Source organism: Calorimonas adulescens (genome assembly GCF_008274215.1).
In the GTDB taxonomy this organism is placed as follows: Bacteria; Bacillota; Thermoanaerobacteria; order Thermoanaerobacterales; family UBA4877; genus Calorimonas; species Calorimonas adulescens.
On sequence record NZ_VTPS01000007.1, the window covers coordinates 41601 to 57975 of the forward strand.

18 protein-coding genes and 1 tRNA gene are annotated in these 16375 nt (G+C 37.4%); 5 read left to right on the top strand and 14 right to left on the bottom strand.

Annotated elements, in window-relative coordinates; all coding sequences use genetic code 11:
* Nucleotides 1-9: 9 nt before the first annotated feature.
* Nucleotides 10-1188, bottom strand: coding sequence for a L,D-transpeptidase family protein (locus tag FWJ32_RS05765; protein WP_149545021.1), 1179 nt, complete (start codon nucleotides 1186-1188; stop codon nucleotides 10-12).
* A gap of 77 nt (nucleotides 1189-1265) precedes the next feature.
* Complete coding sequence (gene aroC / locus FWJ32_RS05770) at nucleotides 1266-2417, bottom strand: chorismate synthase (RefSeq protein WP_149545022.1); 1152 nt, start codon at nucleotides 2415-2417, stop codon at nucleotides 1266-1268.
* A gap of 66 nt (nucleotides 2418-2483) precedes the next feature.
* On the opposite strand from aroC, the gene FWJ32_RS05775 reads away from it, so the two are divergent.
* A tRNA-Leu gene (locus FWJ32_RS05775) sits at nucleotides 2484-2572 on the top strand.
* Nucleotides 2573-2575: 3 nt separating this feature from the next.
* On the opposite strand, the gene FWJ32_RS05780 is transcribed toward FWJ32_RS05775, so the two are convergent.
* Nucleotides 2576-2902: a cyclic-di-AMP receptor gene (locus tag FWJ32_RS05780; RefSeq protein WP_149545023.1), complete on the bottom strand. Its 327-nt coding sequence runs from the start codon at nucleotides 2900-2902 to the stop codon at nucleotides 2576-2578.
* A 142-nt stretch (nucleotides 2903-3044) separates the two neighbouring features.
* On the opposite strand from FWJ32_RS05780, the gene FWJ32_RS05785 reads away from it, so the two are divergent.
* On the top strand, nucleotides 3045-4301 hold the full coding sequence (locus FWJ32_RS05785) for a putative glycoside hydrolase (protein WP_203227591.1): 1257 nt from the start codon (nucleotides 3045-3047) through the stop codon (nucleotides 4299-4301).
* A 270-nt stretch (nucleotides 4302-4571) separates the two neighbouring features.
* Here FWJ32_RS05785 and FWJ32_RS05790 read toward each other — a convergent pair whose 3' ends face one another.
* A complete protein-coding gene (locus tag FWJ32_RS05790) occupies nucleotides 4572-4760 on the bottom strand; it encodes a 4Fe-4S binding protein (RefSeq protein ID WP_149545024.1) in 189 nt (62 codons plus the stop codon).
* Nucleotides 4761-4909: 149 nt separating this feature from the next.
* On the opposite strand from FWJ32_RS05790, the gene FWJ32_RS05795 reads away from it, so the two are divergent.
* Entirely contained in the window at nucleotides 4910-5719 is an 810-nt protein-coding gene (locus FWJ32_RS05795) for a histidinol-phosphatase HisJ family protein (protein ID WP_162523528.1), read from the top strand.
* On the opposite strand, the gene FWJ32_RS05800 is transcribed toward FWJ32_RS05795, so the two are convergent.
* Nucleotides 5694-6791, bottom strand: coding sequence for a glycosyltransferase (locus FWJ32_RS05800; RefSeq protein WP_149545026.1), 1098 nt, complete (start codon nucleotides 6789-6791; stop codon nucleotides 5694-5696). The two genes, FWJ32_RS05795 and FWJ32_RS05800, sit on opposite strands and share 26 nt — an antisense overlap.
* Nucleotides 6792-6834: 43 nt before the next feature.
* On the bottom strand, nucleotides 6835-7521 hold the full coding sequence (locus FWJ32_RS05805) for a hypothetical protein (RefSeq protein ID WP_149545027.1): 687 nt from the start codon (nucleotides 7519-7521) through the stop codon (nucleotides 6835-6837).
* A 132-nt stretch (nucleotides 7522-7653) separates the two neighbouring features.
* Here FWJ32_RS05805 and FWJ32_RS05810 point away from each other — a divergent pair, with 132 nt between their 5' ends.
* Entirely contained in the window at nucleotides 7654-8955 is a 1302-nt protein-coding gene (locus tag FWJ32_RS05810) for a hypothetical protein (RefSeq protein WP_149545028.1), read from the top strand.
* Here FWJ32_RS05810 and FWJ32_RS05815 read toward each other — a convergent pair.
* Nucleotides 8950-9201 carry a putative Se/S carrier-like protein gene (locus FWJ32_RS05815; protein ID WP_149545029.1) on the bottom strand — a complete coding sequence of 84 codons (252 nt, stop codon included), beginning with the start codon at nucleotides 9199-9201 and terminating at the stop codon, nucleotides 8950-8952. The two genes, FWJ32_RS05810 and FWJ32_RS05815, sit on opposite strands and share 6 nt — an antisense overlap.
* Nucleotides 9202-9345: 144 nt before the next feature.
* Here FWJ32_RS05815 and FWJ32_RS05820 point away from each other — a divergent pair, with 144 nt between their 5' ends.
* A complete protein-coding gene (locus tag FWJ32_RS05820) occupies nucleotides 9346-10041 on the top strand; it encodes a CAP domain-containing protein (protein ID WP_149545030.1) in 696 nt (231 codons plus the stop codon).
* Nucleotides 10042-10067: 26 nt separating this feature from the next.
* On the opposite strand, the gene FWJ32_RS05825 is transcribed toward FWJ32_RS05820, so the two are convergent.
* The 7 genes from FWJ32_RS05825 to FWJ32_RS05855 all read right to left on the bottom strand — a co-directional run bounded on the left by FWJ32_RS05825 (nucleotide 10068) and on the right by FWJ32_RS05855 (nucleotide 16342).
* Nucleotides 10068-11486: an aminopeptidase gene (locus tag FWJ32_RS05825; RefSeq protein ID WP_149545031.1), complete on the bottom strand. Its 1419-nt coding sequence runs from the start codon at nucleotides 11484-11486 to the stop codon at nucleotides 10068-10070.
* Between the two features lie 18 nt (nucleotides 11487-11504).
* Complete coding sequence (locus tag FWJ32_RS05830) at nucleotides 11505-12119, bottom strand: response regulator transcription factor (protein WP_149545032.1); 615 nt, start codon at nucleotides 12117-12119, stop codon at nucleotides 11505-11507.
* Nucleotides 12106-13263, bottom strand: coding sequence for a sensor histidine kinase (locus FWJ32_RS05835; RefSeq protein ID WP_162523529.1), 1158 nt, complete (start codon nucleotides 13261-13263; stop codon nucleotides 12106-12108). Before FWJ32_RS05835 ends, FWJ32_RS05830 begins: the two co-directional genes overlap by 14 nt.
* 10 nt (nucleotides 13264-13273) lie before the next feature.
* Nucleotides 13274-13813 (bottom strand): RNA 2',3'-cyclic phosphodiesterase, encoded by a 540-nt coding sequence (gene thpR, locus FWJ32_RS05840; RefSeq protein WP_162523530.1) that lies wholly within the window; start codon nucleotides 13811-13813, stop codon nucleotides 13274-13276.
* Between the two features lie 87 nt (nucleotides 13814-13900).
* The gene (yunB, locus tag FWJ32_RS05845) at nucleotides 13901-14638 is read right to left on the bottom strand and encodes a sporulation protein YunB (RefSeq protein WP_149545035.1); all 738 of its coding nucleotides are present in this window, start codon (nucleotides 14636-14638) and stop codon (nucleotides 13901-13903) included.
* A gap of 45 nt (nucleotides 14639-14683) precedes the next feature.
* The gene (tyrS, locus tag FWJ32_RS05850; protein WP_149545036.1) at nucleotides 14684-15910 is read right to left on the bottom strand and encodes a tyrosine--tRNA ligase; all 1227 of its coding nucleotides are present in this window, start codon (nucleotides 15908-15910) and stop codon (nucleotides 14684-14686) included.
* 102 nt (nucleotides 15911-16012) lie between these two features.
* Nucleotides 16013-16342, bottom strand: a complete 330-nt coding sequence (locus tag FWJ32_RS05855) for a rubredoxin-like domain-containing protein (protein WP_203227592.1) — start codon at nucleotides 16340-16342, stop codon at nucleotides 16013-16015.
* Nucleotides 16343-16375: the final 33 nt, after the last annotated feature.

Here is a 16375-nt window from a genome sequence, read left to right on the forward strand (position 1 = left end):
AATAAGCGGTCAATACCGCTTAATTTGTATAATACCATATCTTGAATCTATTTCATAGTCAAATTTAAAGATTTCCGATAGTTCTTTAATCCCCATATATGATATACCATTTAAAATCACTGGAGATACCGGCTGGTCATTAATGCTAACGACACTTGTCGCCTTATCCCATTTTACCTCATGTCCAAACAACTCACCAATAACCCTAAGAGGTAGTTTTATATCCCGACTATCGTAGTTTGTATACTGCACCGGTGAAACATACATCCCATCTATATAGACCATATCATTTTTAATATCTATCCTTTGCGCCTTCTGTTCTATCTCATAGGACAGTTCAAAAATATCAAGTAATTGTATAAGATTTATATATATACTCTCTTTATTCATATATTCTATATCATGCCCGTTTATGGACATGATACCGGTGTCTAAATTCAACAGATAGTCTATCCCAAATATACTTTTCAGGGACTTTGCAGATATATATAGTTTGCCATTATCATCCAGGATGTCAGATGAAAGCAGCTTATCACCTTTAGTTAAGACCCAATCACATGAATAAAAAGCTGCCTCCTTTTTATAATTGTTGAATATATATTTGAATTTCTCATCCTCTATGGCCAGGCCCATTTCCATAAGTTTCGCTTTTATCTCTTCCTCCGTATTTACCCCTCGGCCATAAATATCCGGATACACCTCCAAAACCTTATTTGTGCCATCACTCAGTTCAAACATGGTATGATAGGTTATTATGACAGGAATCCCCACTTCAACCATCTCATAAAGCTCATCAACATCGCTGTTATACATGCGGACACAACCTAATGAAGCCATGGTTCCTATAGACCCTGGATTATTATTTCCATGTATCCCATAGCCGGGATAAAAGTTAATCCACCGATTACCTAAAGGGTTATTTTTCCCCGGTGGAACAGGTTTACCACCATTAGGGGGATACCATACTGGATTTTTAATCTTCGTTCTGACGTTATAAGTCCCATCAGGTGTATTGGTCAAAGTCTTGCCTATGGCTACTGGATAATCCTTATACACATTTTGTCCTTCAAAATGCAGTGTGAAACTTGGCAGATTTATAGTTATACTGTCACCAGGGGCAGTGATTCCTTCTGTATGTATGTAAAATAAGATCAATATAGCCAGAAAAATAAACAATAGTTTTTTCATGGTAATGTCCCCTCTTAATAAGCATTTTTTATATACTTATTAAAAGGAGACTGCTGTTATGATTTATTAAATAAATTTTAACCAAAGTTTAACCTCTTGATATAATGCTCGTAAGCATTTTTTACTTCATCGATATTATCTCCGCAAAATTTATCAAGAAAGGCTACTGCTATCTCCCATGCCACAACAGCCTTAAGAACCACTGAAGCTGCAGGCACTGCGCATACATCACTCCTCTCCACATGAGCTTTTGCAGACATTTTTGATCGTATGTCAACACTATTTAAAGGCTTTAAAAGGGTTGGTATTGGCTTTAATGCGCATCTTACGATTATATCCTCACCATTGGATATGCCTCCCTCTATGCCACCAGCATTATTGGTTTTTCTATAAAATCCATTCTCACTGTAAAAAATCTCATCATGGACCTCACTTCCATATCGCTCTGCAGTCTTGAAACCCATCCCGATTTCAACACCTTTAACAGATTGCACGCTCATGCAGGCAGCTGCAAGACGTGTATCTAACCTCTTATCCCATGTTGTATGACTTCCTATCCCTGCGGGTACCCTCTCAACTATAATTTCTACTATCCCCCCTACTGTGTCGCCCATTGCCTTGGCCTTATCAATCTCAGCTCTCATTTTCTCTTCTGCCTCTTTGTCTCCACATCTTAATAGAGAATTTTCTACATTTATCCAGAAAGACTTGTCTTTTCCATTTGGTTTAGAAACTATACCCCCTATGCTACAAACATGAGACTTAACCTCTATATCAAATTGTCTTAAAAACTCCATTGCTATACCACCTATTGCAGTCCTGATGACTGTTTGTCGTGCGCTTGCTCTTTCTAATATGTTTCTTGCATCATTAAAGCCAAATTTCAATATGCCTGGTAGATCTGCATGGCCAGGCCTTGGTACTGTAACCCCTCCTTTCCCCTTTATCCCATCTATAGGAGACATAAAATCTTTCCAGTTCTCATAATCTCTATTTTCTATCATCAGTCCAATAGGTCCACCTGTGGTCATCCTGCCTCTTAATCCAGAAAGTATGATGGCTTCATCATTTTCTATCTCCATCCTCCCGCCTCTTCCATACACACGCTGTCTCTCCTTTAATAGCCTGTTAATGTTCTCCATCTCTATCTCTACGCCTGCAGGTATTCCATCAATGATGCCAACATAACATCTGCCATGAGATTCTCCTGCATCCAAAAATCTGAGCATAGTGAAATACCTCCAAAAAACACCTTGAAAAATAATATTATTTATGTTATTATAGCTACGTAACGTGCCGAAGTGGTGGAATTGGCAGACGCGCCGGACTCAAAATCCGGTAGGGCTTACACCCTGTGCGGGTTCGACTCCCGCCTTCGGCACCATTTTTATATCTTTATAAGTTGTTCCATATCAAGTACAAATATGGTTGCCCCTCCAATGGTCACTTCCATGGGGTATGATAGATACACCTCACCAGCTCCACCCATAATTGGCGGTGTTATAAGTTGCTTTCTGCTTTTACAGATGCTCTCGATGCAGCTTATGGCCTCTTTAAGACGCTCATCTTCCAATCCTATAATTAAGGTCGTATTGCCTGCCCTTAAAAAACCTCCAGTGGTAGCAAGCTTTGTAAACTGAAAACCTGATTTAGTAAGCTTCTGCATCAACTCACCTGCATCTTCATCCTGTACAATTGCTATTAATAGTTTCATCTGTCACCCCTCCTTATCATTCTATACCAAAATTATACTTAAAAAATGAATATATTACCAGCAATTTAAACTAAATTTAACTTTTTTAATGATGATTTATCCTTTACAATATATACGTAAACATTATAAGGAGGATACAGATGTGAAGAAAACAAAAATAACAGGCATATTAATGGTAATATTGTTCTCACTTATCTTGGCAGTACTTTTCTTATTAAAAGGATATTCAAAAACCGGCGCTTATGAAAACAATCTTCCCTCCTATCAGGAGCTTGTTGACGAAAAGTTGGTTATTCATAAGGCAGACAGGGATGAAGCTTTAAAAAAGCTTAATGAATGGAAAGAAAATGATAAAATTTTAAGAGAAAAACTGAAAGAATACTATGTTCCTCTCCCTAAAGAAGAGACACCAAAACCCAATCCGCCTATAGTTAAGGGGATCTATGTTACGGGGGATATAGCTGGAAGCAAAAAAAATATAGAACATCTGGTTGACCTGTTAGATAACTCTGAGCTCAACACAATGGTTATTGATGTAAAGGATGACAATGGTCTTATGACCTATAAAAGCAACATACAGATTGTAAATGACGTGGACGCAAACAGATATGTACGTATAAATGATATCCAATCATTCATAAAAAACCTTCAGGAACATAATATTTATCCAATAGCCCGAATAGTTACTTTTAAAGACCGTAACCTATCAGAACACCGTCCGGATTTATCCATACAGAAGAAATCCGGAGGAATATGGCGTGATAGAAAGGGTGTATCATGGGTCAACCCTTATGACAAACGGGTCTGGGACTATAACATAGCTATAGCTAAAGAGGCGGCACTAAATGGCTTTAAAGAGATACAATTTGACTATGTCCGCTTTCCAGAAAATGGTACAATGGTGGATGCTGAGGCTTTCTTCCCAGGGCAGGATGGCAAACCAAAGGAAGACTGCATAGCCGAATTTCTATCCTACGCCAAAGAACAGCTCAAAGCATATAACGTCGTCATCTCAGCAGATGTCTTCGGACTGACCACAAGTGTTGAGGACGACATGAATATAGGGCAAAAATGGGAAAAGATATCACCTGCAGTAGATTATATAAGTCCAATGATATATCCCTCCCATTATTACTCAGGTAATTATGGATTTGACAACCCTAATGCACATCCCTATGAGGTCATCGATAGGGCAATAAAGGATGCTATTAAAAAGAACGAAAAGCTACAGAAAAAAGCTATCATACGTCCGTGGATACAGGACTTCACTCTCGGTAAGCCAAAATATACCGGTGAGGATGTATTAAAGCAGATAAAAGCATTAAAAGACAATGGAATAGAGAATTATATGCTATGGAATGCCGGTAATAAATACTCAGAAGATGTGTTCAGAAAATAATAGATACTTAGTATCTCCGACACTGGTATTTTATGACTTAATCTGTTAAGAAATTTTAGTCTTATACCCACTGTCCAACTGTATTTGTCCTAATATATTATAACATAATTGGCCTTTATGGGGGCTGAACCTTTTGATACAATGTTATAGTTGCAATATTGTTTTTTTCTATCTTTTTTAGATTGTGGTTCACACGTGCAGGTTCCCATCACTATATGCCAGCCGCATAAAAACAAAGCCACCTTCATGGTGGCTTTAGCTTTACCAGGCCTACTTCTCCTCACCCTCGAGAACAATACAGTCTACAGGGCATACGCTGACACATGTCGCATCTTCAGTGCATTTTGCTGGATCTATAACATACACAAAATCCTCAGTAGCTGAAATGGCATTTTCCGGGCACTCTGATTCGCAGGCACCACATCCAATGCACTCTTCAGCAATAATCTTATATGCCATTTTTTCACCCCCTCGCATAATGAAAAACTTCAACTATATTTTAACACAATTTTTCTCTTTGAAAAGGGCTAATTAAAAATTTTATCCAAAGTTGCATCTTTAGAATTTGTTATAATATATTATGATATATTTCGAGGAGGATGATAATATTGATTGACTACCACATACATACGCAATTTTCAAAGGATTCTAAACTAACTATGGAAGATATTTGCATAAAGGCAATTGAACTGGGGCTAAAAGAAATTTGTTTTACAGACCATTGGGATTTAAACCCCAATGGTGAATCATTTGACTTCAACCTTGACTATCTGAACTATACCAGTGAATATCTTAGATGCTCAGATAAATACGGAGATAAAATAAAGATAAAAAAGGGACTAGAAATAGGCCTCCAATCCCATTTACTCAAAAAGATAGATGCATTGCTCAAAGATAAAACCTTTGATTTTATCCTTGGATCTATACACTATGTCAATAAGACAGATCTCCTCAAAGATGATTTTTATAAGAATAAGGAGAAAAAAGACGCTTTTAATGAGTATCTGCAAGAGGTATATATCTGCATATCTGAATTCGATAATTTTGATTGTTTGGGACACTTGGATGTAATAAGGAGATACTGTCCATATGTCGACAAAAGTTTGAATTATATAGATTATCACGAAATATTAGATAATATATTGACTTTACTCATTAAAAAAGGAAAAGGCCTTGAAGCAAATATATCGGCAAAAAGATATAACCTTGGTAATATCCTTCCTTCAGAGGAAATACTTAAAAGGTATAAAGATTTAGGTGGGAAGATAGTTACCTTGGGGTCTGATTCACATCTACCAGAACATTTTACAATTACCAGAAAGAAATACATTGATATTTTAAAAGAAATTGGCTTTATGAACATTGCCTCCTATGAAAACAGGAACCCCTATTTTATACCTGTAGACGAGCTCGAATAACACTAAGCTCGTCTTCAAATATATTATCCCATTTATATCTCTTTGCATATTCAATGCCATTACTCATCATTTCCTGCCTCTTTATAGCATTCATACCAAGAAGCTGCAATATTGCATCCTTTATTTGCTCTTTTCCATAATCTATAAGTATTCCAGAACCTGATTCATTTATTATCCGCTCCATGTCACCACATTTAGTTGCTATCACTAGGAGTCCAGAAGCCATATACTCAATAAGTTTTATCGGAAAGCTGTATCTTACTAATTCTGTGGGTTTCAGCAAACAAAGACCTATTAACGACCTTGAATATATATCAAGCAGTTTTTTGTGAGATATTTTCCCCTTTATAAAGGCCCTATCTGCTATTTTAAGCCTGTTTATCATGTTATTATATTCCTTTGTCATTTTCCCGTCTCCATATATCAACAGCCTGCTCCTCGTTTCAACAGTGGTAATCTCACTATATGCTCTTATAACCAAGTCAAGACCTGACCATTCATCAATGGTACCAGCATACAAAATGATATTTTCTTTTAAATCAGTTGTTTTATTTATTTTCTCAATCCCATTAGGGCTAAGGTATATCTTATTTTTATCAATATAGGAGCTTCTAAGTTCTTTTAATGTATTACTCACTGAAAATATGACATCAGCTTTTGTCATGCATCGATTTTCCATACTCCTTACGATCTCATAGATATAGTCATATTCGAAAAAAGCCGGAAAATAGTCAATATCTTCATAAACATACAATCTTGCCTGGCCTCTATCCTTAAGCCGTATTCCCAGAAGCCCTGCCCACGGCCCCTCACATATGACAACGTCATAATAGCTGTTAGGTTCTAACCTATCATATAGAAAATTTTCATTGAAAAGGTCTATAAAGCGGCATTCTACAGCAATGTTTATATAATCACCACAATTCTTTATCTTTCTTTTCCCAACCTTTTGGCCGTATTTTATAGATAATACATGGAGAGACCCATTTCCTCTCAAATATTCAACAAGATAATGCGGTCTTTGTTTTAAGGACCTCTCCATATCGATAAAAGTAACTAACAGATATCTCATAAAAAAGCAACCAGCAACATTTCAGTCGCTGGTCTTATTTATTTTAAAGACAGTATGGGCTGTAAGGGCCATAGGGTGGGCAGATTTCAAATATCTGCGGTGGGAAAAATTCCGGGAACGGGGCAGTCATAAACTGTTCGCAAACGTTGGTCGGAAATTCCTCACACTCCGGCGGTGTAGGACAGAATCCATAGGCCGGTATCAAAAGCTGCACTGTAATAGCCGATTTGATTATAACAAATACACCAATGATCACATCTATCGTATTGATTGGATTTACTCTGCCAAATAGACATTCCGCCATAGCTTCAAACCTTATATTAGCAGGGCTTGGTTGAGGTACATACAGTACCACATCCTTGTCAAATGTTGTGGTTACAGGTATAAGTTGTGTAGTATTTGTAACAGTATTACTTAAAACCACATTAAAGGATACCTGAAATGTCCCCATCACTCTGGAAAAACCGTCCCTGTCAGGTATTGGAGTTACAGAAAAACCTGCCGGCACAGTAATGACAAAATCTCGACAACCTCCAAATTCAATGGGTGTCGATATTGTTGGAATAAAAGGTATGGCAGGAATTGTATCAATACATACTCTCTGTGAACATGCATCATATACCTTATCGGTTATAATACAAGCAATTTCAGTAGGATCCGGCACCTGACCCGGTTCTACAGGACCAGGGACAATCTGAAACTGACCAACCTGTTTTTTTGAAAAGGCCATACTCCAAAACCTCCTTTTCTGTTACTTCTACTCTAATATACGTATTACAAGCGTGATATGTTACAAAATAAGCTACAGGTTCAATTAATAATTCCATAAGCATATACATTTAATGAAAGGTGATGATGTAAAATGCTAAAACATAAAAATTCTTATGTAATAGAGGATGCAAACAACTGCTGCTGGTATTTTTATTTTGAATCGGATGAGGGAATCAATTATATTGTCAAGTCGGCAGAAGAAAAAAATCCACAGTCTGAAAACCTCATAAGCACCAGTATCGATGAATTTTCTGTAGATATTGACAAAGATTTTATATATCTCATATACTGTGATATTGACAATGAACTCAACATGATGACATGGAACGGAAGAGTATGGTCTAAAAATAAACTTATTAAAAATCCTGTGGATGGCATTATATTTAATCCAGGCATTCTCACAAGCAATGGCCTGATTCATATATTTTATGAAATAAGCAGCAAAAAGGATAACTTCTACTACCTTGTCCATCATTTCTGGAATAAAAGCAGGTGGTCGTCTTATACCATAGCCAAATCCAATAGTAAAATATTTTATTTTGTAACCAAAGGCCCATCAGGTTTATATTGTGTATATATTGAAAATGGCCAGTTGCTATACACGGTCTATAATTATTTATCAAATGGCTGGACAAAGCCCACTGCTATCTGCAACATTAAAGATACAGAAAATCCGTACATATATGCATATGTCAATACATCAAACAATAGTGTAAATATAATTTACTCCGATAATGACAAACTCTGTTATATCAGGAGAACAGCAGGGAGCTGGCTTGCTAATAGTGAAAATACCAAAATATTGTTCTCAGACAATGCACAGTTCCCTGCTGTATTCAATATAAGCGGAAATCTGTGGGCTATGTGGTATTCAAAAAAATTCCTTTATGCCTGCATTTCGGCCGACTCTGGCGATACATGGTCAGAACCTTTTAAGATACCTTCTGAAGCAGACGTATTGTCCACCTGTATCTTTATTTCACTTACAAAGCCCGGGCTAATGCGTGTTCGCGCCTTTAATTATGCCAAGAATCCATATCATTTAATTTTGATTGATGATATCTTCAACCCTTATAGTTCAGGTTTTAGTTACTTTACCATTTCTATAAATCAAATACAACAATACATCAGCCATTTAAATAAAGCTCTCCAGAGTGAAAAAAATAAAAATGCTGAATTGGTTAAAAATATGCAAAAAATGGAATTATATTATAAAGACCTTAATGCTCACTATAATTTGTTAAAGAGCAGCTATGGAAACCTGCTCAAGACTGTAGATGAACTGAAGCGTGAATATGAAACCCTAAAAAAAGAAAATATGACCCTAAAGGAAGAAGTAGAGAAGGCAAATTGTGGATTAATTAAAAAAATCTTTCCATGGGGCAGGTCATAAAATTCTTTGATATGAGTCTTTACCAAACATCTCCACCTTTTTATATATACCATGAATTTTAATGTTATATAATTTTAACATCTTTTTAACAGTCTCAAAGCAAGTTTCGTCAAAATAGTATGAATATGCGCAGGTTTGAACTATGCCCCTCGGAGTAGGGGTTCTTATAAGACTACACCCTGATGTTTGTGCTCTGGTCTGTAGTAGCTGTGCCTGCTGAGGTGAATAGACTATTACAAGGTACATATTTAATCCCCTCCTATGTCTATTTTATTAATAAAATTAACCAATGTTACAAAGATGTTGCCAGTGTATCCATAACTTACTTAAAGGTTTTGTTAAATTTGTATAGAATATAGAATACATAACAATATAAGGAGGGGTAACATAATGAAGGGGAAATTTCTTGCAACTACCTTATGTATTACTGGTCTAGCAATTATTGTGCTTCCTACCAGCCATTCTGACGCCAGCTGGGCAACTCAGTATTTAAAAAACAATGGATACGGAGCAATACCTCAATCAAAAAGTTTTGATGCTTATCAACCTTTAAAAGACTTTGTTTCAACTACTACTAATGTATGTTACTCGTATTATTACAGGCAGTATCGCAATACCAAACTTGCAAGCGAGCCCACACCTATTACTGTCCCTGCAGACTCAGAAACCAAGGATAATGAAGATGTCAACGGTGTTAATTATAACATATCGCAGGATGAGGAATATATGCTCCAACTCATAAACAGTGAGAGAGAAAAATTGGGAATCGAAAAATTGACGATGGATGCATCATTGGCAAAGCTCGCAAGGATTAAATCTGAGGACATGGCACAAAACAATTATTTTAACCATCAGTCCCCAACATATGGTAGCCTTTCTGAAATGCTGAATAGCAATGGGATAAGCTATCAGATGGCTGCAGAAAATATTGCAAAGAATTCTTCTGTGTATAAGGCACATATGTCATTAATGGCTTCTGAAGGGCATAAAGCCAATATATTAAATCCAAGTTATAATAAGGTGGGCATTGGTATAGTAAAAGATGGTAGTACATATATATTTACGCAGATATTTATAAAAGACTAAAGAGAAGGGATATTCTCCCTTCTCTTTCAAGCGTTGTGATAGAAAGCACTGTATGCCTTATGGGCCATGTATACATCTGCTTTTGAAGATAACTCATAGGGTGAATGCATACTTAGTAAGGCAACGCCACAATCGACAACCTCCATTCCATAGCTCGCTACAAACTGTGCTATTGTCCCCCCACCACCAACGTCCACCTTTCCAAGTTCACCAGCTTGCCATACTACACCACTGGAATTAAATATTGCCCTTATAGCACCTACAAACTCTGCATTGGCATCATTAGAGCCACTTTTGCCTCTTGACCCTGTATATTTAGTAAGTACAACACCTTTTCCAAGGAATGGGGTATTGGTTTTGTCATAAGCATCAGCATATAATGGATCATAAGCTACATTTACATCGGCAGACAGAAGTTTAGAATTGGCCAGTGCTCGTCTTACATATATTTCTCCTGTGTTGCCTGTTAACACCAGAAGTTCTGCCACTGTGTTTTCCATAAAATGTGATTGCAGCCCGGTATTACCCATGCTGCCAACCTCCTCCTTGTCAGCAAATACCGCAAGGCATGTATGCATTGGATTTTCAACACTTAAAATCGCAGTAAGGGCTGTATAAGCAGATACCCTGTCATCCTGGCCATATCCACCTATCATGGACCTGTCAAGGCCAATATCTCTTACCTTAAGTGCTGGCACTATCTCTATCTCTGCACTTATAAGGTCTTCCTCCATGATGCCGTACTTTTCCTTGAGCATCTTTAGTATATTCAACTTTACCCTTTGCTCAGTCTCTTTGTCAGGATACGGTATACTTCCAACAAGCACATCGAGACCCTCGCCAGTAATAACTTCCGCCGCCTTCTTTTCCATTTGATCCTTGCTAAGATGTGGTAAAAGATCGGATATGTACAAGACGGGGTCATTTTCATTTTCGCCTATACTTATATTAACCTTCTGACCATCATTTTTGATTACAACACCATGCATGGCAAGCGGGATAGCAACCCACTGATACTTTTTGATCCCACCGTAATAATGGGTGTTAAAAAGGGCCAGGCCACCTTCCTCATACACCGGTGTAGGCTTTAAATCTATCCTTGGGGCATCTATATGTGCTGCTACAATATTCATACCCTTTTCTATCAGCGTGTTCCCAATAACAGCAAGAATTACTGATTTATCTTTGTTATTTACATAAACCTTACTGCCAGGTATGAGTCTTAAATTTCTGTCTATAGCTTCATCCAATGAGATAAATCCGTTTTTGATTGCCTGAGATATAATAAACTGAGTGCTCTCCCTTTCCGTTTTACAATTGTTTAAAAAATACTTATAACCCTCACAGTAGTCATAGATCTGCTCCTTCTCTGCTTCGTCTACCCTCTCCCATACAGTGCTATCTTTCAGCATTAATTCATCTTTTAATTTTTTGCTTTCTTCCATTTGTTATCATCCTCCATGTTAACTTAAATTATTTTTTATTGCATACAGCACAGCCTGAGTCCTGTCCTGAACACCAAGCTTTTTAAAAATGCTGTATAAATGATTTTTGACAGTCTTTTCGCTTATAAGCAACTTTTGAGCAATCTCTTTATTAGTAAGCCCTTGAGTAAGCAAGTTCAGAACCTCAACCTCTCTGGTTGAAAGTTCGCACACATCATCATTGCATGTACATATATCATATACATCAGGATATGTGTAGGTACCTCCTTCATGTACGGTCCTTATAGCATCGATAAGTATGCTACTGTCAGCATCCTTTAATATATATCCACCTGGTTTCAATTTCATGGCCTCATTCATATAGGCACGGTCATCATGTATAGTCAAAAAAATTATCTTGCTGCACGGTACCTCCTTTTTTATGGTTTTTGCTGCTTCAATCCCATTAATTCCCGGCATAGAAATATCCATAAATATAATATCCGGCATATATCTTATGGCATTGTCTATAGCCTCCTGGCCATTTCCTGCCATAGCTATGACCTCAAGGTCGTCCTCCATCTCTATCAATTTTTTTAGTCCTTCCCTCAACATGGTGTGATCATCAACTATCATTATCTTAGTTTTCTCCATTTTTAAACTCTCCATCATATAAAGGTATGTTTATACTTATTTTCGTACCATTTGAAGAACTGTTTATATCACATCTGCCCTGCAAAAGAGCAACCCGTTCCCTTATCCCCAGAAGTCCATAATGGCCCTTAATGGGATTATTTACTATATCCGTATCAAAACCAACCCCATCATCCTCAATTACAAGTGAAACTCCACTGCTTGTAAACTCACACCGTACACAAGCGTTTTTTGCCCTTGAGTGTTTTTTTATATTACTCAGGCATTCCTGAGCAATACGAAAAAGCGCTATTTCTATTTCATCGTCCAGTCTTGTCTCTATACCAAAGACCATCATCTCCGTATTAATGCCGGTCTCCATTTCGAAATCGGAAATATATGTCTTCAGGGCTGAGATAAACCCCAATTCACTCAATCCATGGGGCTTCAGCTCATAAATAATCCCACGCAGGTCTTTGATACACTGTTTTATAGCCTTTTTTAACCCTTCAAGCTCTTCCAAGGCCTGGCCAATGTCCTTATTTATCAACCTCTGACATATCTCTACCTTATAGAGCAGGTTAGCAATGTCTTGAACAGGCCCGTCATGAAGATCCCGCTCCATCTTCTGCCTCTCATCTTCCTGCGCTCTTAAAACATGAAAGATAAGTTCCTCTCTGTTTTGAAAATTGACAAGTTGAGTATTAATATTATTCAATGAGTCTCTCAAGAACTTAAAGGCAATATCTACATTCTTATACAGGTGTCTTGCTCTCTCTAAAAGCTCATCCTGCTTTTTTAATCTTCTTTCAAGTTCATTTCTATTCTCTATTAGAATTTTTTCCTCCTGTTTTTTCATCATCAGTTTGATCTGAATATCCTTTGCCTCATCATAAGCATTTTTTATATCTTCTTCACCATATCTGTTGAAGTCCTTGCTGATGACCATGAGTCTGTATCTTGCCGAACGATCCCTCTTCTCCAGTTCTTCCACTTCATCAATAATTGTATTGACCCTTACTTTTATTGACTCCAACTCATTTTTAATATCGTTCAGCTCTTTTTCTGCATTGTCCACAATAGAAATAATATCCTCTTTACTCTCTTCCAGAGACCTTAAAACCCTATCTACAATGACTTCAATTTTTTTACTGCTATCGCTCATAATCATTACCTCAAAACCTGCAAGTATAAAGAGGGGTATAATAAAATCCTGCCCCTTTGTTTTCACTGAGCATTAACGAAATCTCGCTTACTACAATTTTACTCAGATTCAATCTGAAAGATGGGCCATCAAGAGAACTTAAAATTCTTACATCCCTGGCAATGGTTATGTGTGGTTTAAAACCCTTCTTGTCTGAGGGAAAGCCCGAATCTTTAAAAGTTTTTTCAATATTGTTATGAAGAAACATAATTTCTTCTATGCCGCCATTTAGGCCAATCCAGACAACCTTCATATCCCCTTGGGTACCAAAATATCCCAAACCATCAAATTCAATTTCAAAGGGAAGCATGTCCGCACATACCTGCTTAATAGCCGCACATGCTGATTCCTTTTGAATCCTGTCAATTTCACCCAAAAATTTTAGTGTAAGATGAAAGTTCCCCGGCCTGGTCCATCTGGCACTCTTCACATGTGGTTTCAGCGAGTCCTGAACGCCTTTGATTTCCTCCTTTATATACTCAGGAAAATTAATGGCCACAAATGCCCTCAAACTCACCACCTCAACTTAATTCTAATATTTTCTATTATTAATTTCAATAAGAATTGACGTGATGGAATATGTTGAGATAATAAATTATTACTTTACTTTTATTTCTGGAGGTATTATAGGACTGGGGTATGGAAGCGTTGTCGGCACATTTTCATCGTTTACATCGATATAGCTCTGAGGCACATCACCTACTATAATCATCTCGGCAATGGGCACATTGTTTAAAACATCTACACTGTCGCTTATAAAAGGTGCCACAACCTGCATCCTGACATTTACGATAAGCTCCAGCATATACCTTGTCTGATTAATTCCTGCCTTATCAAATGTAGTACGATAACTCACGCTTGTACTTCCTACAGAATATAACTTGAGCCTAATCTTTGGACCAAGATTAGCAAACAGCTGACTGTTAAAGATAGAACCGAGATATATATAGCTATCAATAGTACCCAATGCATTTAGTCTATTCTGCAAAATATTGACTGTATTTGAGACAAGGTTGTTTATCTTCACTGTGTTTGGCTCCACCATGGCTACCTTCTTGTTATTATCGGTTATCACGTAAAACAGGTCTTTATATCCATCATAACCCAGTGCCTCTTTAGCTGCTGTGTTAATTATATCGGTAGCTATAGTCCTTGCCTTTGCCTGGCCAATAGCAACGACAGTAGGCCTTATCTGCTCTTCAATAAACAAAAAAGCAGCGGAAAGCAGCACAATAGTGAACAAAAAATACAGCAGAGGCCGGTTAACCCTTATCCTGCTGCCAGCTTTCCTATAACGATGAACTCTATGTATCCTGAACCCCATTCGCCTTTTCATAGATACAATCCCCCCACATATTTTATGATGGAGGGATTTTTTATGTTACTTTACTATTAACCTTGCAAATCTTCTCTTGCCAACCTGAATGACGTCCCCATTATTGACCTTTATATCCTCTTCAATACTTGTAATCCTCTCTCCATTCAATCTTACAGCACCCTGTTCTATCATTCTCTTAGCCTCATTGTTTGTAGGGGTAAGGCCTACAACAGTCAAAAGCTTAGGCAGCCATACCTTCCCATCATTAAATATCTCAGAATCAACCATTATTTCCTCTATGTCTTCAGGTATCTCATTTCTCTGAAAAATGGTTTTAAAGTTCTCTTCCGCCTCTAAAGCCTTTTCCCTGCCATAATAGAGTGAAACTATTTCCCTGGCGAGTGCCATTTTGGCATCCCTCGGATTCAATGAACCATCATCCATTTTGGACTTTATCTCTTCTATCTTATCAGGATGGACATCCGTAACCAGATTATAGTATCTGATTATAAGCTCATCAGGTATAGACATAATCTTGCCGTATATATCATTGGGATCCTCATCTATGCCAATGTAGTTTCCCAGGCTCTTACTCATCTTTTTTGTCCCATCTATACCCTCTAAAATAGGCATGAGAATAGCTATCTGACCATTTTCTTTGCCATATTCCCTTTGCAACATTCTCCCCATCAATATGTTAAATTTCTGGTCTGTACCGCCAAACTCAATATCACACCCCAATGCCACAGAATCATAGCCCTGCATAAGCGGGTACATAAATTCATGTATGTATATAGGAATATTAGACTTAAACCTCTTCTCAAAGTCATCCCTTTCCAGCATCCTGGCCACTGTATACTTTGATGACAGGACAAGCACTTCCTCAAATGTCAATTTAGAAAGCCATTCGCTGTTAAATCTTATAATAGTTTTGTTTGGATCCAAAATTTTAAACGCCTGTTCCTGATACGTCCTGGCATTTTCCATTATCTTTTCCCGTGTCATTGGTTTTCTCGTCTCAGACCTTCCTGTAGGGTCCCCTACTAATGACGTAAAATCTCCTATAAGCAGGGTCACCTCATGCCCAAGGTCTTGAAACTGCCTTAACTTGCGTAATATAACAGTATGACCAAGATGAATGTCAGGGGCAGTTGGATCCATCCCAAACTTGATTTTCAATGGCCTTCCATCTTCAATAGATTTTTTCAATCTTTCCCTCAGTTCATCCTCTGAAATTATCTCTGCCACACCTTTTTTTATTATTTTCATTTGTTCTTCCAGATCCAGCATTCTATAACCTCCATGTCTTTTGCTATTTTGTCTTATTTTATCATAAATTAAACAAAATGTTAAACATAAATAGTAAAATGCAGCCATATGGCTGCATTTTACTTAACCCCACTTGCTCTTGTTCATATGAGTCTGAAGCTCAGCCATGATCTTCCTTTGGAACATCAGAGCTGCTTCTTTCTCTTCATTAAATATCTTCACACACGCTGGATCGAGATTATCATCAATCCCTTTCTGAGCCAACTCCACGATCTTTGTCATCATACCATAAAGCTCCATATGGAGGCCATTTGAAAACCTGGACCTGTTTATCAAAGTCTCCTTATCTTCAGCAACCTTTTCAAACTTGTCCTTACCGGCGCCGCATTTAGGGCATACATCTGGTGCTTCTTCACCCTCATAGATCAAACCGCATACTGAACATCTCCACATAGAAATACCTCCTTCATAATTATTATTTTATAA